The organism is Nocardioides sp. (assembly GCF_047607185.1).
In the GTDB taxonomy this organism is placed as follows: domain Bacteria; phylum Actinomycetota; class Actinomycetes; order Propionibacteriales; family Nocardioidaceae; genus Nocardioides.
In genome coordinates, this window is the sequence record NZ_JASGDQ010000013.1 from 1 (window position 1) to 16,670 (window position 16,670).

Consider the following 16,670-nt stretch of genomic DNA (forward strand, 5'->3'; position numbering starts at 1 on the left):
GAGTCGGCAGAAGTGCAGGTGCCTGACCCGCACTTCTGCCGACTCGGCCGGTTTCAGACCAGCACTTCTGCCGACTCGAGCCTTCTCAGACCAGCACTTCTGCCGACTCGCGGTCAGGTGGGGGTGCCGCTAAGGTCGGCCAGCTTTGCCTTGCCGCCGTCGAGGGCGGTGAGCACCCACACGCCGTCGGGGGTCAGCGCGGTGGTGTGCTCGAAGTGGGCGGCCCAGGATCCGTCGGTGGTCACGGCCGTCCACTCGTCGTCGAGCTCGACGAGTTGCTTGCTGCCCAGGGTGACCATCGGCTCGATGGCGAGCGCCATGCCGCGCTGCAGTCTGGCGCCGTGGCCCGGCCGGCCGAAGTTGGGGACGTCGGGCTCCATGTGCATCTCGGTGCCGATGCCGTGCCCGAAGTAGTCCTCGACGATGCCGTAGCGCTCACCGCCCGGCTGCGCCCGGATGTAGGCCTCCACCGCGTGCCCGATGTCGGAGACCCGGCCGCCGACCCGGTTCGCGGCGATGCCCGCCCACATCGACCCCTCGGTGACCCGGACCAGCTCGGCGATCTCCGCGGTCACCGGCTCCAGCGCCACCGTGATAGCGGCATCGCCGTGCCAGCCGTCGAGAATCGCGCCGCAGTCGATCGAGATCAGGTCGCCGGGCTGCAGCGGCACCTCGCTGGGGATGCCGTGTACGACGGCCTCGTTCACCGAGGCGCAGATCGTCGCCGGGAAGCCGTAGTAGCCGAGGAAGGACGGCACCGCGCCGCGCTCTCGGATGGTCTGCTCCGCCAGGGCGTCGAGCTCTCGCGGCGTGACTCCGGGCCGCACCGCGGCGCGAAGCACCTCGAGCGTCTCGCCGACCACCAGGCCGGCCCGGCGCATTAGGTCCAGCTGCTCGGGGGTCTTGAGCTGGACCCGGCGGCCCAACAGCCCCATCAGCACGCCGTCCGCTAGAGGTCGGAGAGGGCGGCGGCGATGCGCTCGGCCACCTCGCCGACCTCGCCGAGGCCGTCGACCTCGACCACCAGGCCACGCTGCTTGTAGGCGTCGATGAGCGGCGCGGTCTGCTCGGCGTAGAGCTCCTGCCGGTGGCGGATGACCTCTTCGGTGTCGTCGGAGCGACCCTCGGTCCGGGCGCGCTGCAGCAGCCGGGTCACCACCTCGTCGCGGTCGACGACCAGCGAGAGCACTGCGTCGAGCGCGGTGCTCGACTCGGCCAGAATGTCGTCGAGGACCTCGACCTGAGCCAGGGTGCGCGGATAGCCGTCGAGCAGGAAGCCCGAGGCGCAGTCTGGCTCGGCGAGCCGGTGGCGGACCATGTCGTTGGTGATGGAGTCGGGGACGTAGTCGCCGGCGTCCATATATCGCTTCGCCTCGACCCCGAGCGGCGTGCCCTGGGAGACGTTGGCGCGGAAGATGTCGCCGGTCGAGATCGCCGGGATGCCGAACCGCTCGGAGACGAACCGGGCCTGGGTGCCCTTGCCAGCCCCAGGCGGCCCCATGATGATCGACCTCATTAGCGCAGGAATCCTTCGTAGTTGCGCTGCTGGAGCTGGCTCTCGATCTGCTTCACGGTGTCGAGCGCGACGCCGACCATGATCAGGATGGAGGTGCCGCCGAACGGGAAGTTGTTGTTCGCGTCGATGAGCACGAGGGCGATCAGCGGGATGAGCGCGATCAGACCAAGGTAGAGCGAGCCCGGCAGTGTGATGCGGGACAGGACGTAGGACAGGTAGTCCTCGGTCGGCTTGCCCGCCCGGATCCCGGGGATGAAGCCGCCGTACTTCTTCATGTTGTCTGCCACCTCCTTGGGGTTGAAGGTGATGGAGACGTAGAAATACGTGAAGAAGACGATGAGGGCGAAGTACGCCGCCATGTAGAGCGGGTGGTCACCACGCACGAAGTAGGTGTTGACCCAGTCGACCCAGCCCGGCGGGTTGGCCGAGTTCGACTGGAACTGCGCCGCCATCGCCGGCAGGTAGAGCAGCGAGCTCGCGAAGATGACCGGGATGACGCCCGCCTGGTTGACCTTGAGCGGGATGTACGTCGAGGAGCCACCGAACATCTTCCGGCCGACCATCCGCCGGGCATATTGCACCGGGATGCGGCGCTGGGCCTGCTCGATGAAGATGACCGCCGCCATGATCGCCAGTCCGATGACGATGACGATGCCGAAGGTCCACGGACCGTGCTGGTCCTTGACCGCCCACATGGTGGCCGGGAAGGTCGCGATGACCTGGGTGAAGATCAGGATCGACATGCCGTTGCCGATGCCGCGCTCGGTGATGAGCTCGCCGAGCCACATGATGACGGCGGTGCCGGCGGTCATCGTCACGACCAGCACCAGGAAGGTGCCGGTGCCGTTGTCGTGGAGCAGGTCCTGGCTGCAGTTGAGCAGGTTGCCCGAGCGGGCCAGGGCGACGATGCCGGTGGCCTGCAGCAGCGCCAGGCCGAGGGTGAGATAGCGGGTGTACTGGGTGATCTTGGTCTGACCGGACTGACCCTCGTTCTTGAGGGCCTCCAGTCGTGGGATCACCACGACGAGCAGTTGCAGGATGATGCTCGCGGTGATGTAGGGCATGATGCCCAGCGCGAACACGGTCAGCTGCAGCAGCGCGCCGCCGGAGAACAGGTTGACCAGGTTGTAGAGGCCGGCGCCCGACCCCTCCTTGGTGAGGTTGATGCAGTCCTGCACGTTGGCGACGTTGACGCCGGGTGCGGGCAGCTGTGAGCCCGCCCGGAAGACCACGATGATCGCCAGGACGAACAGCAGCTTGCGCCGCAGGTCCGGGGTCCGGAAGGCGTTCAGGAACGCGCCAAGCACGAGATTTCCTCTTCTTCACACAACTCGGTCGAGGTGTCCTGTGACCGGTCTTTGACCGGCCTGGGAAACCCGCCGAAGCCTAACAGGCACGGAAAGTGCGAGAAGCGGCCGGTCTGTCGCCTTGCCCTCTGCGCGGCGCACTCCGTGCGCCGAACGGCAAGGAAGACGAGACCGACCGCTCTCCCGTTTGTTCGCTACGTCGCTCAGCCGATGGTCGCCGTGCCGCCGGCGGCCTCGATCTTCTCCTTGGCGGAGCCCGAGAACGCGTCGGCGGTGACGTCGACCTTGACCGAGAGGCTGCCGTTGCCGAGGACCTTCACCGGCTGGCCCTTGCGGACCAGGCCCTTGGCGACCAGGTCGGCGACGGTGACGGCGCCACCCTCGGGGAACGCCTCGCCGAGAGCGGCGACGTTGACGACCTGGAACTCGACCTTGAAGGGGTTCTTGAAGCCCTTGAGCTTCGGCAGCCGCATGTGAATCGGCATCTGGCCACCCTCGAAGCCGACCGGCACCTGGTAGCGGGCCTTGGTGCCCTTGGTGCCGCGACCGGCGGTCTTGCCCTTCGAGGCCTCGCCGCGACCGACGCGGACCTTGGCCTTCTTGGCGCCCGGAGCCGGAGCGAGGTTGTGCAGTTTCAGCACCATGTCAGTCGACCTCCTCGACCGTCACCAGGTGACGGACGGTGCGGATCATCCCGCGAATCTCGGGACGGTCCTCCTTGACGACCACGTCGCCGATCCGCTTGAGACCGAGCGTGCGCAGGGTCTCGCGCTGGTTCTGCTTCAGGCCGACGCGGCCCTTGTTCTGCTTGACCTTGAGCTGTGCCATCAGGCCGACACCTCCGCGGGAGCGGTCGCCGGGGCGGCCTTCTCCTCCTCGCGCGCCTTCAGCAGAGCGGCCGGAGCGACATGCTCGACGGGGAGGCCACGGCGGGCCGCCACCGACTCGGGCTGCTCCAGCAGGCGCAGCGCCTCGACCGTCGCGTGGACGATGTTGATCTGGTTGGACGAGCCGAGCGACTTGCTCAGCACGTCGTGGATGCCGGCGCACTCCAGGACGGCGCGCACCGGGCCACCGGCGATGACGCCGGTACCGGGAGCGGCCGGGCGCAGCAGCACCACGCCGGCGGCCTTCTCGCCCTGCACCGGGTGCGGGATCGTGCCCTGGATGCGGGGGACGCGGAAGAAGTGCTTCTTCGCCTCCTCGACACCCTTGGCGATCGCCGCCGGCACCTCCTTGGCCTTGCCATAGCCGACGCCGACGAGACCGTCACCGTCACCGACGATCACCAGGGCGGTGAAGCTGAAGCGACGACCACCCTTCACGACCTTGGCGACACGGTTGATCGCAACGACGCGCTCGATGTAGGCGTTCTTCTCGGCGGCCTGGCCACGACGGTCGTTGTCACGACCGCGGCGCTCGCCACCACGCGAACCGCGCTGGGCTCCGCTCATGATTCCTCTTCCTCGCTCTTCGTTGCGGTCAGAACTGCAGGCCGCCCTCGCGGGCGCCGTCAGCCAGGGCCGCGATGCGACCGGTGTACTTGTTGCCGGCGCGGTCGAAGACCACGCCCTCGATCCCGGCAGCCTTGGCGCGCTCGGCGACGAGCTGGCCCACCGCCTTCGCCTTGTCGACCTTGGCACCATCACCGGCGCGCAGGTCGGCCTCCAGGGTGGAGGCGGAGACCAGGGTCTTGCCGACGGTGTCGTCGACGACCTGGGCGGTGATGTGCTTGGTCGACCGAGTGACGACCAGGCGCGGGCGCTCGGGGGTGCCGCTGATCTTCTTGCGGCCGCGGAGCTGACGCTTGAGGCGGGACTTGACCCGACCAGCGGTGTGCTTGTTGTTGGACAGCGAGATGGCCATCGTCACTTACCAGCCTTTCCGACCTTGCGGCGGACGTTCTCGCCGGCGTAGCGGACGCCCTTGCCCTTGTAGGGCTCGGGCTTGCGCAGCTTGCGGATGTTGGCGGCGACCTCGCCGACCTGCTGCTTGTCGATGCCGACGACGCCGAGCTTGGTCGGGCCCTCGACGGTGAAGCTGATGCCCTCGGGGGCGTCGAAGACGATCGAGTGGCTGTAGCCGAGCTGGAACTCCAGCTGGGTCGGGCCCTTCGACAGCACCCGGTAGCCGACGCCGACGATCTCGAGCTTCTTCTCGTAGCCCTCGGTCACGCCTACGACCATGTTGTTGATCAGCGTGCGGGACAGGCCGTGCAGCGACTTGGACAGCCGCTCGTCGTCGGGACGCTTGACGTCCAGGACGCCCTCGCCCTTCTCGACGGTGATCGGCTCGGCGACGGTGTGCGACAGGGTGCCCTTGGGGCCCTTGACGATCACGGTCTGGCCGTCGATCTGCACGTCCACATTGCCCGGGACCGGGACGGGGAGCTTGCCAATGCGCGACATGTTCTCTACTCCTTCCCGATCACCAGACGTAGGCGAGGACTTCCCCACCCACGCCCTTCTGGTTGGCCTGACGGTCGGTCAGCAGGCCCTGGGACGTCGAGATGATCGCGACGCCGAGGCCGCCGAGCACCCTGGGGAGACCCGAGTGCTTGGCGTAGACCCGCAGACCGGGCTTGCTGATGCGGCGCACGCCGGCGAGCGAGCGCTCGCGGTTGCGGCCGTACTTGAGAGTGATGGTCAGCGTCTTGCCGACCGCGGGCTCGCCGTTGGCGTCGACATTGTCCGCGACGTCGTAGGAGGCGATATAGCCCTCCTGCCTGAGGATCTCCGCGACACCAGCCTTGATCTTGCTGTAGGGCATCGACACCGCGTCGTGGTACGCCTGGTTGGCGTTGCGCAGACGGGTGAGCATGTCTGCGATCGGGTCAGTCATCGTCATATGAGGTGTTCTTTCTCGAAGCGGTTTCGCGGCGTCGTACGACGTCCGCGACCTTCAACGGTCAGTGGCTGGTGGTCACCAGCTCGACTTGGTCACGCCGGGGAGCTCGCCACGGTGGGCCATCTCCCGCAGGCAGATACGGCACAGGCCGAACTTGCGGAAGACGGCCTTCGGGCGGCCACACCGCTGGCAGCGGGTGTAGGCGCGGACGGCGTACTTCGGCTTGCGCGCGGCCTTGACCTTGAGCGCGGTCTTCGCCATGTCAGTTCTCCTTGAACGGGAACCCGAGCGCCTTGAGCAGCGCGCGGCCCTGGTCGTCGTTGGTCGCCGTCGTCACCACGGTGATGTCCATACCGCGGGTCCGGTCGATCTTGTCCTGGTCGATCTCGTGGAACATGACCTGCTCGGTGAGACCGAAGGTGTAGTTGCCGTGACCGTCGAACTGGTTGGGGTTGAGACCGCGGAAGTCACGGATGCGCGGCAGCGCGAGCGACAGCAGCCGGTCGAGGAACTCCCACATCCGGTCGCCGCGCAGCGTGGTGTGGGCGCCGATCGGCATACCCTCGCGCAGCTTGAACTGGGCGATCGACTTGCGGGCCTTGGTCACCAGCGGCTTCTGGCCGGTGATCACGGTGAGGTCGCGGACCGCGCCCTCGATCAGCTTGGAGTCGCGAGCGGCCTCGCCGACGCCCATGTTGACCACGATCTTGACCAGGCCGGGGACCTGCATGACGTTCTGGATGTCGAACTGCTCGCGCAGGGCCGGGGCGATCTCCGCGGCGTAGCGGGCCTTGAGACGCGGCTGGGTGGCGGTGGTCATGCTCAGATCTCCTTGCCGGACTTGCGCGAGACGCGCACGCTGCGCTCGGCCTCGTAGGTCGAGCCGTCGGGCCGGCGCTTGGTGACGGTGTCGCGGCGGAAGCCGACACGGACCGGCTTGCCGTCCTCGAGCAGCATCACGTTGGACACGTGGATCGGGGCCTCGGTGGTGATGATGCCGCCGGTGGTGCCGGCACGGCCGCCCTGGTCCTGGACCTTGGTGTGCTTCTTGACGCGGTTGACGCCCTCGACGATGACCCGGTCCTCGTCGCGCAGCACGCCGATGACCTTGCCCTGGGCGCCCTTGTCCTTGCCGGCGATGACGAGGACCTCGTCGCCCTTCTTGATGTTGAAGCTCTTCTTCGACGTGGTCATCACAGCACCTCCGGCGCCAGCGAGATGATCTTCATGAACTTCTTGTCGCGCAGCTCGCGGCCGACGGGGCCGAAGATGCGGGTGCCTCGCGGCTCGCCGTCGGCCCGGAGGATGACAGCGGCGTTCTCGTCGAAGCGGATGTAGGAACCGTCGGGACGACGGCGCTCCTTGACGGTGCGCACGACGACGGCCTTGACGACGTCACCCTTCTTCACGTTGCCACCGGGGATCGCGTCCTTGACGGTGGCGACGATGACGTCGCCGATGCCGGCGTAGCGACGACCAGAGCCACCGAGCACGCGGATGCAGAGAATCTCCTTGGCACCCGTGTTGTCGGCGACCTTGAGTCGCGACTCCTGCTGGATCATTGATTACTCCTTGTCGAGCCGGTTCTCCCACGCATCCAGGGCGTGTGAGCCTTGCCGAACCTTCATGGGTTGTCACCGGACGAATGCCGGGAACACTCCAGTGTCCCCGGCATCGCATCCGTTCGCCAAAACGGCGCTTACTTCGCCTTTTCGAGGATCTCGACGAGGCGCCACCGCTTGGTCGCGGACAGCGGCCGGGTCTCCATGACCAGGACGCGGTCGCCGATGCCGGCGGTGTTCTGCTCGTCGTGAGCCTTCAGCTTGCTGGTACGGCGCATGACCTTGCCGTAGAGCGGGTGCTTCACGCGGTCCTCGACCTCGACGACGATGGTCTTCTCCATCTTGTCGCTGACGACGAGGCCCTCGCGGACCTTGCGCCGGTTGCGCTCGGTGGTCTGCGCGGTGGTGGACTCAGCCATCTTCAGGCCTCCTCGTTCTCAGCGCCCGGGGCGACCCGGATGCCGAGCTCGCGCTCACGCACCACGGTGTAGATCCGGGCGATGTCCTTCTTGACGGTGCGGAGCCGGCCGTGGCTCTCCAGCTGGCCGGTGGCCGCCTGGAACCGGAGGTTGAACAGCTCCTCCTTGGCCTCGCGCAGCTTCGCGGCGAGGTCGATGTCGTTGAGCTCGTCGAGCTCGTGCGCCTTCACGGCGTTGCTCATCAGAACTCACCAGCCTCTCGCGTGATGAAACGGCACTTCATGGGGAGCTTGTGGATCGCGCGGCGCATCGCCTCGCGGGCCACGTCCTCCGGGACACCGGAGAGCTCGAACATGACCCGGCCGGGCTTGACGTTGGCGACCCACCACTCCGGGGAGCCCTTGCCGGAGCCCATCCGGGTCTCGGCGGGCTTCTTGGTCAGCGGGCGGTCGGGGTAGATGTTGATCCAGACCTTGCCGCCACGCTTGATGTGGCGGGTCATCGCGATACGAGCCGACTCGATCTGCCGGTTGGTCACGTAGTGACCCTCGATCGCCTGGATGCCGAACTCGCCGAAGGCGAGCGAGGTGCCGCCCTTGGCGGAGCCGGTCCGCTTCGGGTGGTGCTGCTTCCTGTGCTTGACGCGACGGGGCATCAACATGGGCTCAGCCCTCCTGGGTCTCGGTCGCGGTGGCGACAGCCTCGGCCGGCGCCTCGACGGTGGTAGCGGCCTCGCCGCCGCGGTTGCCGCGCGAGCCACGGCTCGGCCGGTCGCCGCCGCGCTCGCCACGGCCACCGGAACGACCGCCGCGGCCGGGGACGCCGGCGCGGGCGGCCTGCTGGGCCTGGCGCTCGGCACGGGTGCCGGCGACCTCGCCCTTGTAGATCCAGACCTTGACGCCGATGCGGCCGAAGGTGGTGCGGGCCTCGTAGAAGCCGTAGTCGATGTCGGCGCGCAGGGTGTGCAGCGGGACGCGGCCCTCGCGGTAGAACTCGGTGCGCGACATCTCGGCGCCGTTGAGGCGGCCGGAGCACTGGATCCGGATGCCCTTGGCACCGGAGCGCATCGTGGTCTGCATCGCCTTGCGCATGGCGCGGCGGAACTGCACCCGGCCGGAGAGCTGCTCGGCGACGCCCTGAGCCACCAGCTGAGCGTCGACCTCGGGGTTCTTCACCTCGAGGATGTTGAGCTGGACCTGCTTGCCGGTGAGCTTCTCGAGCTCGGTGCGCAGCCGGTCGGCCTCGGCGCCGCGGCGGCCGATGACGATGCCGGGGCGGGCGGTGTGGATGTCGACGCGGACCCGGTCACGGGTGCGCTCGATCTCCACCTTGGCGATGCCGGCGCGCTCCATGCCCTTGCTCAGCAGCTTGCGGATGGCGACGTCCTCGCCGACGTACGACTTGTAGAGCTTGTCGGCGTACCACCGGCTCTTGTGGTCGGTGGAGATGCCCAGGCGGAAGCCGTTCGGGTTGATCTTCTGTCCCATTACTTCTTCTTCCCCTCGACCACAGCCGCCGGCTGGACGGCCAGCGTGATGTGGCTGGTGCGCTTGTTGATACGGGTCGCGCGGCCCTGGGCACGCGGACGCCAGCGCTTCATGGTCGGGCCCTCGTCCACCTGCGCGACGGAGACGACCAGGTCGCCACGGTCGAGACCCTCGGTGGTCTCGGCGTTGGCGATGGCGCTCTCCAGCACCTTGTAGACGGTCTCGGAGGCGGCCTGCGGCGCGAAGGCCAGCAGGGACAGCGCCTCGTCCACGGGCAGGCCACGAACCAGGTCGACGACCCGGCGGGCCTTCAGCGGGGTGATCCGCACGTAGCGGGCACTCGCGAAGGAGCCCGGCTGGTCGCCGAGCAGCGACTCGCGGCGGGCGCTGACGCGCCGGCGGTCAGTGGTGGTCATCGACGACGTCCCTTCCGGTCTTCCTTCACGTGACCCTTGTAGGTGCGGGTCGGGGCGAACTCGCCCAGCTTGTGGCCGACCATCGAGTCGGACACGAAGACCGGGACATGCTTGCGACCGTCGTGCACGGCGATCGTGTGACCGATCATGCTCGGCACGATCATCGAGCGGCGCGACCAGGTCTTGATGACGTTGTGCGTGCCCTTCTCGTTCTCGGCGTCCACCTTCTTCTGCAGGTGGTCGTCGACGAAGGGACCCTTCTTCAGGCTGCGAGGCATCTGTGTCTATCTCCTGGTCAGCGCTTGTTCTTGCCGGACTTGCGGCGACGGATGATGGCGGCGTCGCTGGCCTTGCGCTTGCGCGTGCGGCCCTCGGGCTTGCCCCACGGCGAGACCGGGTGGCGACCACCGGAGGTCTTGCCCTCACCACCGCCGTGCGGGTGGTCGACGGGGTTCATGACGACACCGCGGACGGTCGGGCGGACGCCCTTCCAGCGCATCCGGCCGGCCTTGCCCCAGTTGATATTGGACTGCTCGGCGTTGCCGACCTCGCCAACGGTGGCGCGGCAGCGTACGTCGACGTAGCGCATCTCGCCCGAGGGCATCCGCAGCGTGGCCCGGCTGCCCTCGCGGGCGACGAGCTGGGCGCTGTTGCCGGCCGAGCGGGCGATCTTGGCGCCGCCGCCCGGACGCAGCTCCACGTTGTGGATCGTGGTGCCGACCGGGATGTTGCGCAGCGGCAGGTTGTTGCCCACCTTGATGTCGGCGGTCGGGCCGGACTCCACGGTCATCCCCTGGGCCAGGTCCTTCGGCGCCACGATGTAGCGCTTCTCGCCGTCGGCGTAGTGGAGCAGCGCGATCCGGGCGGTGCGGTTGGGGTCGTACTCGATGTGAGCGACCTTGGCCGGCACTCCGTCCTTGTCGTAGCGCTTGAAGTCGATGATGCGGTAGGCGCGCTTGTGGCCGCCACCCTGGTGCCGGGTGGTGATCCGGCCCTGGTTGTTGCGGCCGCCCTTCTTGGGCAGCGGGCGCGTCAGCGACTTCTCCGGGGTGGTCCGGGTGATCTCGACGAAGTCGGCCACCGAGGCGCCACGGCGACCCGGTGTGGTCGGCTTGTACTTGCGAATAGCCATATTCGATCAGTCCTTAACAGACCCGGTCAGGAGACCGGACCTCCGAAGATGTCGATGCGGTGACCCTCCGCCAGGCTGACGATGGCGCGCTTGGTGTCCTTGCGCTTGCCGAGGCCGTCGCGGGTGCGGCGGGTCTTGCCGGGGCGGTTGAGCGTGTTGACCGAGGTGACCTTGACGTTGAACACCTTCTCGACCGCGATCTTGATCTCGGTCTTGTTGGCGCTGGGGTGCACCAGGAAGGTGTACTTGTTCTGGTCGAGCAGGTTGTAGCTCTTCTCGGAGACGACCGGCGCGAGCAGGATGTCGCGAGGGTCCTTGTGCAGGTTGCTCACTTGGTCTCCTCCTTGTCGCTGGCGGGAGCCCCCACGAAGGCGTCGAAGGCGGCCTTGGTGAAGACGACGTCGTCCGAGGCGAGCACGTCGTAGGTGTTGAGCTGGTCGACGGCGACGATGTGGACCTCGGGGGCGTTGCGCAGCGACAGCCAGGTGGTGGTGTCGACGCGGTCGAGCACGACGAGGAACTTGGTGCGGTCGGTCAGCTCGCGCAGGCTGGCCAGCGCCGCCTTGGTGGAGGGCTTGTCCAGACCGAAGGACTCGACCACGTGGACGCGGTCGTTGCGGGCCCGGTCGGAGAGGGCACCGCGCAGCGCGGCGGCCTTCATCTTCTTGGGGGTGCGCTGGCTGTAGTCCCGCGGCTGCGGGCCGTGGACGGTGCCACCGCCGGCGAACTGCGGGGCGCGGGTCGAGCCCTGGCGGGCGCGACCGGTGCCCTTCTGCTTGTAGGGCTTCTTGCCACCGCCGGAGACCATGCCCCGGGTCTTGGTGGCGTGGGTGCCCTGGCGAGCGGCGGCGAGCTGGGCCACGACGACCTGGTGGATCAGCGGGACGTTGACCTTCGCGTCGAAGATCTCGGCCGGCAGCTCGACCTTGACAGTCTTGAGAGCCATGAGGGTCAGGCCTCCTTCTTGGCGGCCGAGCGGAGGACGAGCAGACCGCCCTTGGGGCCGGGAACGGCGCCCTTGAGCAGGATCAGGCCCTTCTCGACGTCGACCGCGTGCACGGTGAGGTTCTGGGTGGTGACGGTGTCGGTGCCCATGTGACCGGCCATGCGGACGCCCTTGAAGACGCGGCCCGGGGTGGCGCAGGCGCCGATGGAGCCCGGCTTGCGGTGGTTGCGGTGGGCACCGTGCGAGGCGGAGACACCGGCGAAGCCGTGGCGCTTCATGGTGCCGGCGAAGCCCTTGCCCTTGCTGGTGCCGGTCACGTCGATCACGTCGCCGGCGGCGAAGGTGTCGACCGGGAGCTCCTGGCCCACGGTGTACGACGACGCGTCGGCGGTGCGGATCTCGACCAGGTGCCTGCGGGGCGTGGTGCCGGCCTTGACGAACTGGCCGGCGAGCGGCTTGGTCACCTTGCGGCCCGCGATCTCGCCGAAGCCGACCTGGATGGCGTTGTAGCCGTCGGTCTCGGGCTGGCGGATCTGCGTGATGACATTGGTCGACGCGGCGACCACGGTCACCGGGACGACGCGGTTGCTCTCGTCCCAGACCTGGGTCATGCCGAGCTTGGTGCCGAGCAGACCCTTCACGTTGCGCTCGAAGGTCATTGTCTTCTCACCTGCCTCAGAGCTTGATCTCGATGTCGACGCCGGCAGGCAGGTCGAGCCGCATCAGCGAGTCGACGGTCTTCGGAGTCGGGTCGATGATGTCGATGAGACGCTTGTGGGTGCGCATCTCGAAGTGCTCGCGAGAGTCCTTGTACTTGTGGGGCGAGCGGATGACGACGAAGACGTTCTTCTCCGTCGGCAGCGGCACGGGGCCCGCCACGCGGGCACCCGTGCGGGTGACCGTGTCAACGATCTTGCGCGCCGAGGTGTCGATCACCTCGTGGTCATAGGCCTTGAGCCTGATGCGGATCTTCTGTCCCGCCATCTGTCTCTCTCGTCCTTCTCTGTGCAGTCTCCGACCCCCGCGGTCGGGCGTGTCGCATGATTTCCACACGTCACACCCGCCATCGGCGGGATCCTCGCCTGCTCGGTTTGATTGATGCCCGGCTTCTCAGCCGGGCCGAATCGGGCCTCCAGGTGCGGTGTCGGCACATGCCGACCACCGAGCACGACCAGTCGTGAGGAACTGGGAGACGCGATTCAGTAGTCAAGATGTGCCGCACCCCGGCAGCCCGCCGGAGCAACCCGAGAATCTTGTCAGAGATCCGGACCGACGCCAAATCCTGCCGAGGAGCCAGAAGATGGCGGGTCGGGCGATCCGGGTCCTAGTGGTCGTCTCTGGAAGTTCGTGGGGGGTATGCGTGGATCCAGGTGCGCGCAGCGACGACCACTAGGCTCAGGCGGGTGATCGACCGTGACCGGCTGGCGGCGCTGCGAGCCGCCGAGGAGGAGCGCTTCCTCGCCACCCACCCGAGATCGGCGGAGCTGGCGACCGCCGCTCGCGGCTCGCTGCTGGCCGGCGTACCCATGCCGTGGATGACGCGGTGGCCGGGTGCCTTCCCGCTGACGTTCGCCGAGGCGCGGGGCGCCCGGTTCACCGACGTCGACGGCATCGAGTACGTCGACCTCTGCCTCGGCGACACCGGCGCGATGACCGGCCACGCGCTGCCCGCAGTGGCCGAGGCGATCGCGGCACGGGCGACGACCGGCCTCACCACCATGCTGCCCTCGACCGACGCGACCTGGGTCGCCGAGGAGTTGGCCCGCCGCTTCGGGCTGCCGTGCTGGCAGCTGGCGATGTCGGCGACCGACGCCAATCGGTTCGTGCTGCGGTTCGCGCGGGCGCTGACCGGCCGGCCGCGGATCGCGGTGATGGACTGGTGCTACCACGGCACCGTCGACGAGACCCTGGCCGTGCTCTCCTCGACCGGCGAGGTGATCGCCCGGCCCGGCGCGCTCGGACCGCAGGTCGACGTCGCGCTGACCACCGCCGTGGTGCCGTTCAACGACCTCGACGCGCTCGACCGGCGGCTGGCGCTCGGCGACGTCGCCTGCCTGCTGATGGAGCCGGCGCTGACCAATATCGGCATCGTGCTGCCGGCGCCCGGCTATCTCGAGGGGGTCCGCGCCGTCACCCGGGAGCACGGCGTACTGCTGGTGATCGACGAGACCCACACCATGTGCGCGGGACCCGGCGGCGCGAGCGCGGCCTGGGGTCTGGAGCCCGATCTCCTGGTCGTCGGCAAGGCGATCGGCGGTGGCGTCCCGGTGGCCGCCTACGGCATGACGGCATCGGTCGCCGAGGCGCTGACCGGACCGATGCTCGGCCACGAGATCGACGTCGCCGGCGTAGGCGGCACGCTGACCGGCAACGCGCTGGCGCTGGCCGCCACCCGCGCCACCCTGTCTACCGCGCTGCGCGAGGAGGACTTCGCCATTGCGGTGCCGCTCGCCGAGCGGTTCACCGACGGGGTCGCGGAGGTGTTCGAGCAGCACTCGCTGCCTTGGACGGTGCAGCGGCTCGGCGCTCGCGCGGAGTACTGGTTCTGCCCGCCGCCGCGCACCGGCGCCGAGGCGGCCGCCGCCGGCGACGAGGAACTGGAGGCGTACTTCCACCTGTGGGCGCTCAACCGGGGCATCCTGCTCACGCCGTTCCACAACATGGCGCTGTTCAGCCCGTTCCACACCGCCGCCGACGTCGACCTCCATACCTCGGTGTTCGCCGAGGCCGTCAGCGCGCTGCTCGGCTGAGCCGGACAGCCCCGCGCGGGATGAGCAGGCAGGCGCCGGCGGCGAGGACACAGAGCACGCCGGCGGTGATCCAGGCGAGCAGGTAGTCGCCGGTCGACTGCCGGATCCAGCCGGCATAGGAGGCCGCGATGCCGGCGCCGACCATGTGCGCGGCGAAGACCCAGCCGAAGACGACGCCGGCCCGCTCGACGCCGAAGTGCTGGCGGCACAGCGCCACCGTCGGCGGCACGGTGGCCACCCAGTCGAGGCCGTAGAAGAGCACGAACAGGAACAGGCTGGGGTGGAGCGAGGGGCCGAGCAGCATGTCGACCCACAGCAGCGAGAGGCCGCGCAGGAAGTAGTAGCAGAACAGCAGCTTGCGGGGATCGACCCGGTCGGTGAGCCAGCCGCTGGCGATGGTGCCGACGATGTCGAAGACGCCGATGAGCGCCAGCAGGCTGGCCGAGGTCGTCTCCGGCAGGCCGTGGTCGTGGGCGGCCGGGATGAAGTGGGTGCCGATCAGGCCGTTGGTGGACCAGCCGCAGATCCAGAACGTCGCGAACAGGATCCAGAACCTGCCCGATCGCGAGCTCTCGGCCAGCGTGCGGAGCGCGAGCCGGGCGGCGTTGGTGGTGGCGACCGCGGGTGCCGGCACCCAGTCCGCCGGGGCGCCGTACGGCGTCGTGCCGGCCTCGGCGGGGCTGTCGCGCATCACCAGCCAGACGGCCGGGGCGAGCAGCAGCGCGAACCCGGCGACCAGGCTCGCCGCCCACCGCCAGCCGGGGCCGTCGGCGAGATGGGCGATCAGCGGCAGGAAGACCAGCTGCCCGGTCGAGGAGGCGGCGGAGAAGACCCCGACCACGACGCCGCGATGCCGCACGAACCAGCGGTTGGCCACGATCGCGCCGAAGACGAGCGCCAGCGAGCCGGTGCCGATGCCGACCGCGAAGCCCCACAGCAGCCACAGCTGCCAGGCGGCGGTCATCACCAGGGTCAGCCCGGAGCCGAGCGCGGTCAGCCCGAGTGAGGCCGCCACCACCCGGCGTACGCCGAAGCGCTCCATCAGTGCGGCGGCGAAGGGCGCGGTGAGGCCGTAGACGATCAGGTTGAGCGAGACCGCGCCGGAGGTCGTGGCGCGGCTCCAGCCGAAGTCCGTCTCGAGCGGCTCCAGCAGCGCGCCCGTCGAGGAGCGGAAGCCCGCCGCGGCGACGAGCGCCGCCATCGTGACGACGGCGACCGGCCACGCCCGGTGGAGACGGCGCCTCGTCACAGGCGTCACGGCAGTCACAGGCTCAGCCATGCGCACACCTTCCCATGGCCGGAGAACACCTCGCCCCGGTGTTTTCTGCCTCGATCCGGCGATATCCCGCCGACCGCGGGATTCAGGTTAGGGTGCCCAGATGCCGTACAAGAAGCGCCTGGCCCTGGTGGCCGCCCTCGGGACCCTGCTGACCCTGCTGACGCCGGCTCTGCCCAGCGCGCAGGCCTACCCCTGCGGCCGACCCTCCGGCTGCACCTCGTTCGAACTGGTCTCGGCCGGGGCCTCCTACGACTGGTACCCCGTCAAGCACCGCTACGAGTTCAAAGGTGGCCGCACCGAGCCCAAGGAGTGGGAGAAGTCCAAGGGCAACTCCAAGCAGTATCAGCAGAACGGCATGTTGACCCTGGTGGCCAACAAGGGCAAGCACACGAAGCCGGTCACCTCGACCTGGACCGGCCGCAGCCACTACTACGACAAGGGCCGCTGGGAGACCCGGATGCGGATGGCGCCGGAGTCGTCGGGCGGCAACCCCTGGATGGTCGAGGTCGCGTTGACCCCGGTGAGCAAGAAGCAGTACTTCTGCGGCGCCCAGGACATCCACCTGCTGCACTGGTCGCCGACCGAGCCGAGCACCGCCCAACTCGACATCAACACGCTGCCGGACAACCGCTTCACCATGGAGAAGAAGCTGTCCCGCTCCATCACCAACGACGAGTGGCACGTCTTCGCGGTGGAGGTGACCAAGGAGCGTGTGCTGTGGTTCGTCGACGCCCAGGTGGTCGCCAACGAGCCGCGCGACAAGGCGCTGTCGGGCAAGAAGTTCAAGTTCCAGGTCCGGTTGATCCCCACCGCGCCGGGCAAGGTGCAGGAGAAGTTCCGGATCCAGCTCGACTGGGCGCGCTACTGGACGCTGGCCAAGCCGAACAGCAAGTCGGTGGCGGCGCCGAAGACCGATCTGAAGACCAACAGGGACGCCTGCCCGCCGGTCGAGCAGCAGCCGACCTCGCCCTCGACGACGCCGGCTCGCGCGACCCGCTGACACGACGAT

The 16,670-nt window shown here is 68.6% G+C and carries 27 protein-coding genes; 2 read left to right on the top strand and 25 right to left on the bottom strand.

The window, feature by feature from the left end; genetic code table 11:
- Positions 1-113: 113 nt before the first annotated feature.
- The 24 genes from map to rpsJ all read right to left on the bottom strand — a co-directional run bounded on the left by map (position 114) and on the right by rpsJ (position 12,616).
- A complete protein-coding gene (map, locus tag QM595_RS01595) occupies positions 114-929 on the bottom strand; it encodes a type I methionyl aminopeptidase (protein WP_415169804.1) in 816 nt (271 codons plus the stop codon).
- 20 nt (positions 930-949) lie between these two features.
- Complete coding sequence (locus QM595_RS01600; protein ID WP_415169770.1) at positions 950-1,516, bottom strand: adenylate kinase; 567 nt, start codon at positions 1,514-1,516, stop codon at positions 950-952.
- Positions 1,516-2,823 carry a preprotein translocase subunit SecY gene (gene secY, locus QM595_RS01605; RefSeq protein ID WP_415169771.1) on the bottom strand — a complete coding sequence of 436 codons (1,308 nt, stop codon included), beginning with the start codon at positions 2,821-2,823 and terminating at the stop codon, positions 1,516-1,518. Before secY ends, QM595_RS01600 begins: the two co-directional genes overlap by 1 nt.
- A 203-nt stretch (positions 2,824-3,026) precedes the next feature.
- Positions 3,027-3,467, bottom strand: coding sequence for a 50S ribosomal protein L15 (rplO, locus tag QM595_RS01610; protein WP_415169772.1), 441 nt, complete (start codon positions 3,465-3,467; stop codon positions 3,027-3,029).
- A gap of 1 nt (position 3,468) precedes the next feature.
- Positions 3,469-3,651: a 50S ribosomal protein L30 gene (gene rpmD / locus QM595_RS01615; RefSeq protein ID WP_415169773.1), complete on the bottom strand. Its 183-nt coding sequence runs from the start codon at positions 3,649-3,651 to the stop codon at positions 3,469-3,471.
- Positions 3,651-4,277, bottom strand: coding sequence for a 30S ribosomal protein S5 (gene rpsE, locus QM595_RS01620; protein ID WP_415169774.1), 627 nt, complete (start codon positions 4,275-4,277; stop codon positions 3,651-3,653). Before rpsE ends, rpmD begins: the two co-directional genes overlap by 1 nt.
- A 28-nt stretch (positions 4,278-4,305) precedes the next feature.
- Positions 4,306-4,689 carry a 50S ribosomal protein L18 gene (rplR, locus tag QM595_RS01625; RefSeq protein WP_415169805.1) on the bottom strand — a complete coding sequence of 128 codons (384 nt, stop codon included), beginning with the start codon at positions 4,687-4,689 and terminating at the stop codon, positions 4,306-4,308.
- Between the two features lie 2 nt (positions 4,690-4,691).
- Entirely contained in the window at positions 4,692-5,231 is a 540-nt protein-coding gene (gene rplF / locus QM595_RS01630) for a 50S ribosomal protein L6 (protein WP_415169775.1), read from the bottom strand.
- 19 nt (positions 5,232-5,250) lie between these two features.
- Positions 5,251-5,670: a 30S ribosomal protein S8 gene (gene rpsH, locus QM595_RS01635; protein WP_415169776.1), complete on the bottom strand. Its 420-nt coding sequence runs from the start codon at positions 5,668-5,670 to the stop codon at positions 5,251-5,253.
- Positions 5,671-5,745: 75 nt separating this feature from the next.
- The gene (locus QM595_RS01640; protein WP_008361020.1) at positions 5,746-5,931 is read right to left on the bottom strand and encodes a type Z 30S ribosomal protein S14; all 186 of its coding nucleotides are present in this window, start codon (positions 5,929-5,931) and stop codon (positions 5,746-5,748) included.
- Position 5,932: 1 nt separating this feature from the next.
- A complete protein-coding gene (gene rplE, locus QM595_RS01645; protein WP_415169777.1) occupies positions 5,933-6,490 on the bottom strand; it encodes a 50S ribosomal protein L5 in 558 nt (185 codons plus the stop codon).
- Between the two features lie 2 nt (positions 6,491-6,492).
- The gene (gene rplX, locus QM595_RS01650) at positions 6,493-6,864 is read right to left on the bottom strand and encodes a 50S ribosomal protein L24 (protein ID WP_415169778.1); all 372 of its coding nucleotides are present in this window, start codon (positions 6,862-6,864) and stop codon (positions 6,493-6,495) included.
- On the bottom strand, positions 6,864-7,232 hold the full coding sequence (gene rplN / locus QM595_RS01655; RefSeq protein WP_415169779.1) for a 50S ribosomal protein L14: 369 nt from the start codon (positions 7,230-7,232) through the stop codon (positions 6,864-6,866). The genes rplX and rplN overlap by 1 nt, the downstream gene beginning before the upstream one ends.
- Before the next feature lie 137 nt (positions 7,233-7,369).
- Positions 7,370-7,651 carry a 30S ribosomal protein S17 gene (gene rpsQ, locus QM595_RS01660; RefSeq protein WP_415169780.1) on the bottom strand — a complete coding sequence of 94 codons (282 nt, stop codon included), beginning with the start codon at positions 7,649-7,651 and terminating at the stop codon, positions 7,370-7,372.
- Between the two features lie 2 nt (positions 7,652-7,653).
- Positions 7,654-7,893 carry a 50S ribosomal protein L29 gene (rpmC, locus tag QM595_RS01665; protein WP_415169781.1) on the bottom strand — a complete coding sequence of 80 codons (240 nt, stop codon included), beginning with the start codon at positions 7,891-7,893 and terminating at the stop codon, positions 7,654-7,656.
- Complete coding sequence (gene rplP / locus QM595_RS01670) at positions 7,893-8,312, bottom strand: 50S ribosomal protein L16 (protein ID WP_415169782.1); 420 nt, start codon at positions 8,310-8,312, stop codon at positions 7,893-7,895. The genes rpmC and rplP overlap by 1 nt, the downstream gene beginning before the upstream one ends.
- Positions 8,313-8,316: 4 nt before the next feature.
- Positions 8,317-9,138 (bottom strand): 30S ribosomal protein S3, encoded by an 822-nt coding sequence (gene rpsC, locus QM595_RS01675; protein ID WP_415169783.1) that lies wholly within the window; start codon positions 9,136-9,138, stop codon positions 8,317-8,319.
- Entirely contained in the window at positions 9,138-9,554 is a 417-nt protein-coding gene (rplV, locus tag QM595_RS01680) for a 50S ribosomal protein L22 (protein ID WP_415169784.1), read from the bottom strand. The genes rpsC and rplV overlap by 1 nt, the downstream gene beginning before the upstream one ends.
- A complete protein-coding gene (rpsS, locus tag QM595_RS01685) occupies positions 9,551-9,832 on the bottom strand; it encodes a 30S ribosomal protein S19 (RefSeq protein ID WP_367991349.1) in 282 nt (93 codons plus the stop codon). The genes rplV and rpsS overlap by 4 nt, the downstream gene beginning before the upstream one ends.
- A 17-nt stretch (positions 9,833-9,849) precedes the next feature.
- Positions 9,850-10,686, bottom strand: coding sequence for a 50S ribosomal protein L2 (gene rplB / locus QM595_RS01690; RefSeq protein ID WP_415169785.1), 837 nt, complete (start codon positions 10,684-10,686; stop codon positions 9,850-9,852).
- 26 nt (positions 10,687-10,712) lie between these two features.
- Complete coding sequence (gene rplW, locus QM595_RS01695) at positions 10,713-11,018, bottom strand: 50S ribosomal protein L23 (protein WP_415169786.1); 306 nt, start codon at positions 11,016-11,018, stop codon at positions 10,713-10,715.
- Complete coding sequence (rplD, locus tag QM595_RS01700) at positions 11,015-11,632, bottom strand: 50S ribosomal protein L4 (protein WP_415169787.1); 618 nt, start codon at positions 11,630-11,632, stop codon at positions 11,015-11,017. The genes rplW and rplD overlap by 4 nt, the downstream gene beginning before the upstream one ends.
- 5 nt (positions 11,633-11,637) lie before the next feature.
- On the bottom strand, positions 11,638-12,291 hold the full coding sequence (gene rplC, locus QM595_RS01705; protein WP_415169788.1) for a 50S ribosomal protein L3: 654 nt from the start codon (positions 12,289-12,291) through the stop codon (positions 11,638-11,640).
- 16 nt (positions 12,292-12,307) lie between these two features.
- On the bottom strand, positions 12,308-12,616 hold the full coding sequence (gene rpsJ, locus QM595_RS01710) for a 30S ribosomal protein S10 (protein ID WP_154615492.1): 309 nt from the start codon (positions 12,614-12,616) through the stop codon (positions 12,308-12,310).
- Between the two features lie 419 nt (positions 12,617-13,035).
- Between rpsJ and QM595_RS01715 the strand changes: the two genes are divergently transcribed.
- A complete protein-coding gene (locus QM595_RS01715) occupies positions 13,036-14,382 on the top strand; it encodes a transaminase (RefSeq protein WP_415169789.1) in 1,347 nt (448 codons plus the stop codon).
- Here the strand turns inward: QM595_RS01715 and QM595_RS01720 are convergent.
- Positions 14,363-15,661, bottom strand: coding sequence for an MFS transporter (locus QM595_RS01720; protein WP_415169790.1), 1,299 nt, complete (start codon positions 15,659-15,661; stop codon positions 14,363-14,365). The two genes, QM595_RS01715 and QM595_RS01720, sit on opposite strands and share 20 nt — an antisense overlap.
- Before the next feature lie 100 nt (positions 15,662-15,761).
- Between QM595_RS01720 and QM595_RS01725 the strand changes: the two genes are divergently transcribed.
- On the top strand, positions 15,762-16,661 hold the full coding sequence (locus QM595_RS01725) for a hypothetical protein (protein ID WP_415169791.1): 900 nt from the start codon (positions 15,762-15,764) through the stop codon (positions 16,659-16,661).
- Positions 16,662-16,670: the final 9 nt, after the last annotated feature.

Coding starts and splice junctions, on each gene's coding strand:
- rplV (WP_415169784.1), bottom strand. CDS start 9,554: ATGACCACCACTGACCGCCGGCGCGTCAGCGCCCGCCGCGAGTCGCTG.
- rplE (WP_415169777.1), bottom strand. CDS start 6,490: ATGACCACCGCCACCCAGCCGCGTCTCAAGGCCCGCTACGCCGCGGAG.
- rpsJ (WP_154615492.1), bottom strand. CDS start 12,616: ATGGCGGGACAGAAGATCCGCATCAGGCTCAAGGCCTATGACCACGAG.
- rplX (WP_415169778.1), bottom strand. CDS start 6,864: ATGACCACGTCGAAGAAGAGCTTCAACATCAAGAAGGGCGACGAGGTC.
- rplB (WP_415169785.1), bottom strand. CDS start 10,686: ATGGCTATTCGCAAGTACAAGCCGACCACACCGGGTCGCCGTGGCGCC.
- QM595_RS01720 (WP_415169790.1), bottom strand. CDS start 15,661: ATGGCTGAGCCTGTGACTGCCGTGACGCCTGTGACGAGGCGCCGTCTC.
- rplP (WP_415169782.1), bottom strand. CDS start 8,312: ATGTTGATGCCCCGTCGCGTCAAGCACAGGAAGCAGCACCACCCGAAG.
- rpsS (WP_367991349.1), bottom strand. CDS start 9,832: ATGCCTCGCAGCCTGAAGAAGGGTCCCTTCGTCGACGACCACCTGCAG.
- QM595_RS01725 (WP_415169791.1), top strand. CDS start 15,762: ATGCCGTACAAGAAGCGCCTGGCCCTGGTGGCCGCCCTCGGGACCCTG.
- rplN (WP_415169779.1), bottom strand. CDS start 7,232: ATGATCCAGCAGGAGTCGCGACTCAAGGTCGCCGACAACACGGGTGCC.
- rpsQ (WP_415169780.1), bottom strand. CDS start 7,651: ATGGCTGAGTCCACCACCGCGCAGACCACCGAGCGCAACCGGCGCAAG.
- rplC (WP_415169788.1), bottom strand. CDS start 12,291: ATGACCTTCGAGCGCAACGTGAAGGGTCTGCTCGGCACCAAGCTCGGC.
- rpmC (WP_415169781.1), bottom strand. CDS start 7,893: ATGAGCAACGCCGTGAAGGCGCACGAGCTCGACGAGCTCAACGACATC.
- rplO (WP_415169772.1), bottom strand. CDS start 3,467: ATGGTGCTGAAACTGCACAACCTCGCTCCGGCTCCGGGCGCCAAGAAG.
- rplD (WP_415169787.1), bottom strand. CDS start 11,632: ATGGCTCTCAAGACTGTCAAGGTCGAGCTGCCGGCCGAGATCTTCGAC.
- QM595_RS01640 (WP_008361020.1), bottom strand. CDS start 5,931: ATGGCGAAGACCGCGCTCAAGGTCAAGGCCGCGCGCAAGCCGAAGTAC.
- rpmD (WP_415169773.1), bottom strand. CDS start 3,651: ATGGCACAGCTCAAGGTCAAGCAGAACAAGGGCCGCGTCGGCCTGAAG.
- rpsH (WP_415169776.1), bottom strand. CDS start 5,670: ATGACGATGACTGACCCGATCGCAGACATGCTCACCCGTCTGCGCAAC.
- rplR (WP_415169805.1), bottom strand. CDS start 4,689: ATGGCCATCTCGCTGTCCAACAACAAGCACACCGCTGGTCGGGTCAAG.
- QM595_RS01600 (WP_415169770.1), bottom strand. CDS start 1,516: ATGAGGTCGATCATCATGGGGCCGCCTGGGGCTGGCAAGGGCACCCAG.
- rpsC (WP_415169783.1), bottom strand. CDS start 9,138: ATGGGACAGAAGATCAACCCGAACGGCTTCCGCCTGGGCATCTCCACC.
- rplF (WP_415169775.1), bottom strand. CDS start 5,231: ATGTCGCGCATTGGCAAGCTCCCCGTCCCGGTCCCGGGCAATGTGGAC.
- rpsE (WP_415169774.1), bottom strand. CDS start 4,277: ATGAGCGGAGCCCAGCGCGGTTCGCGTGGTGGCGAGCGCCGCGGTCGT.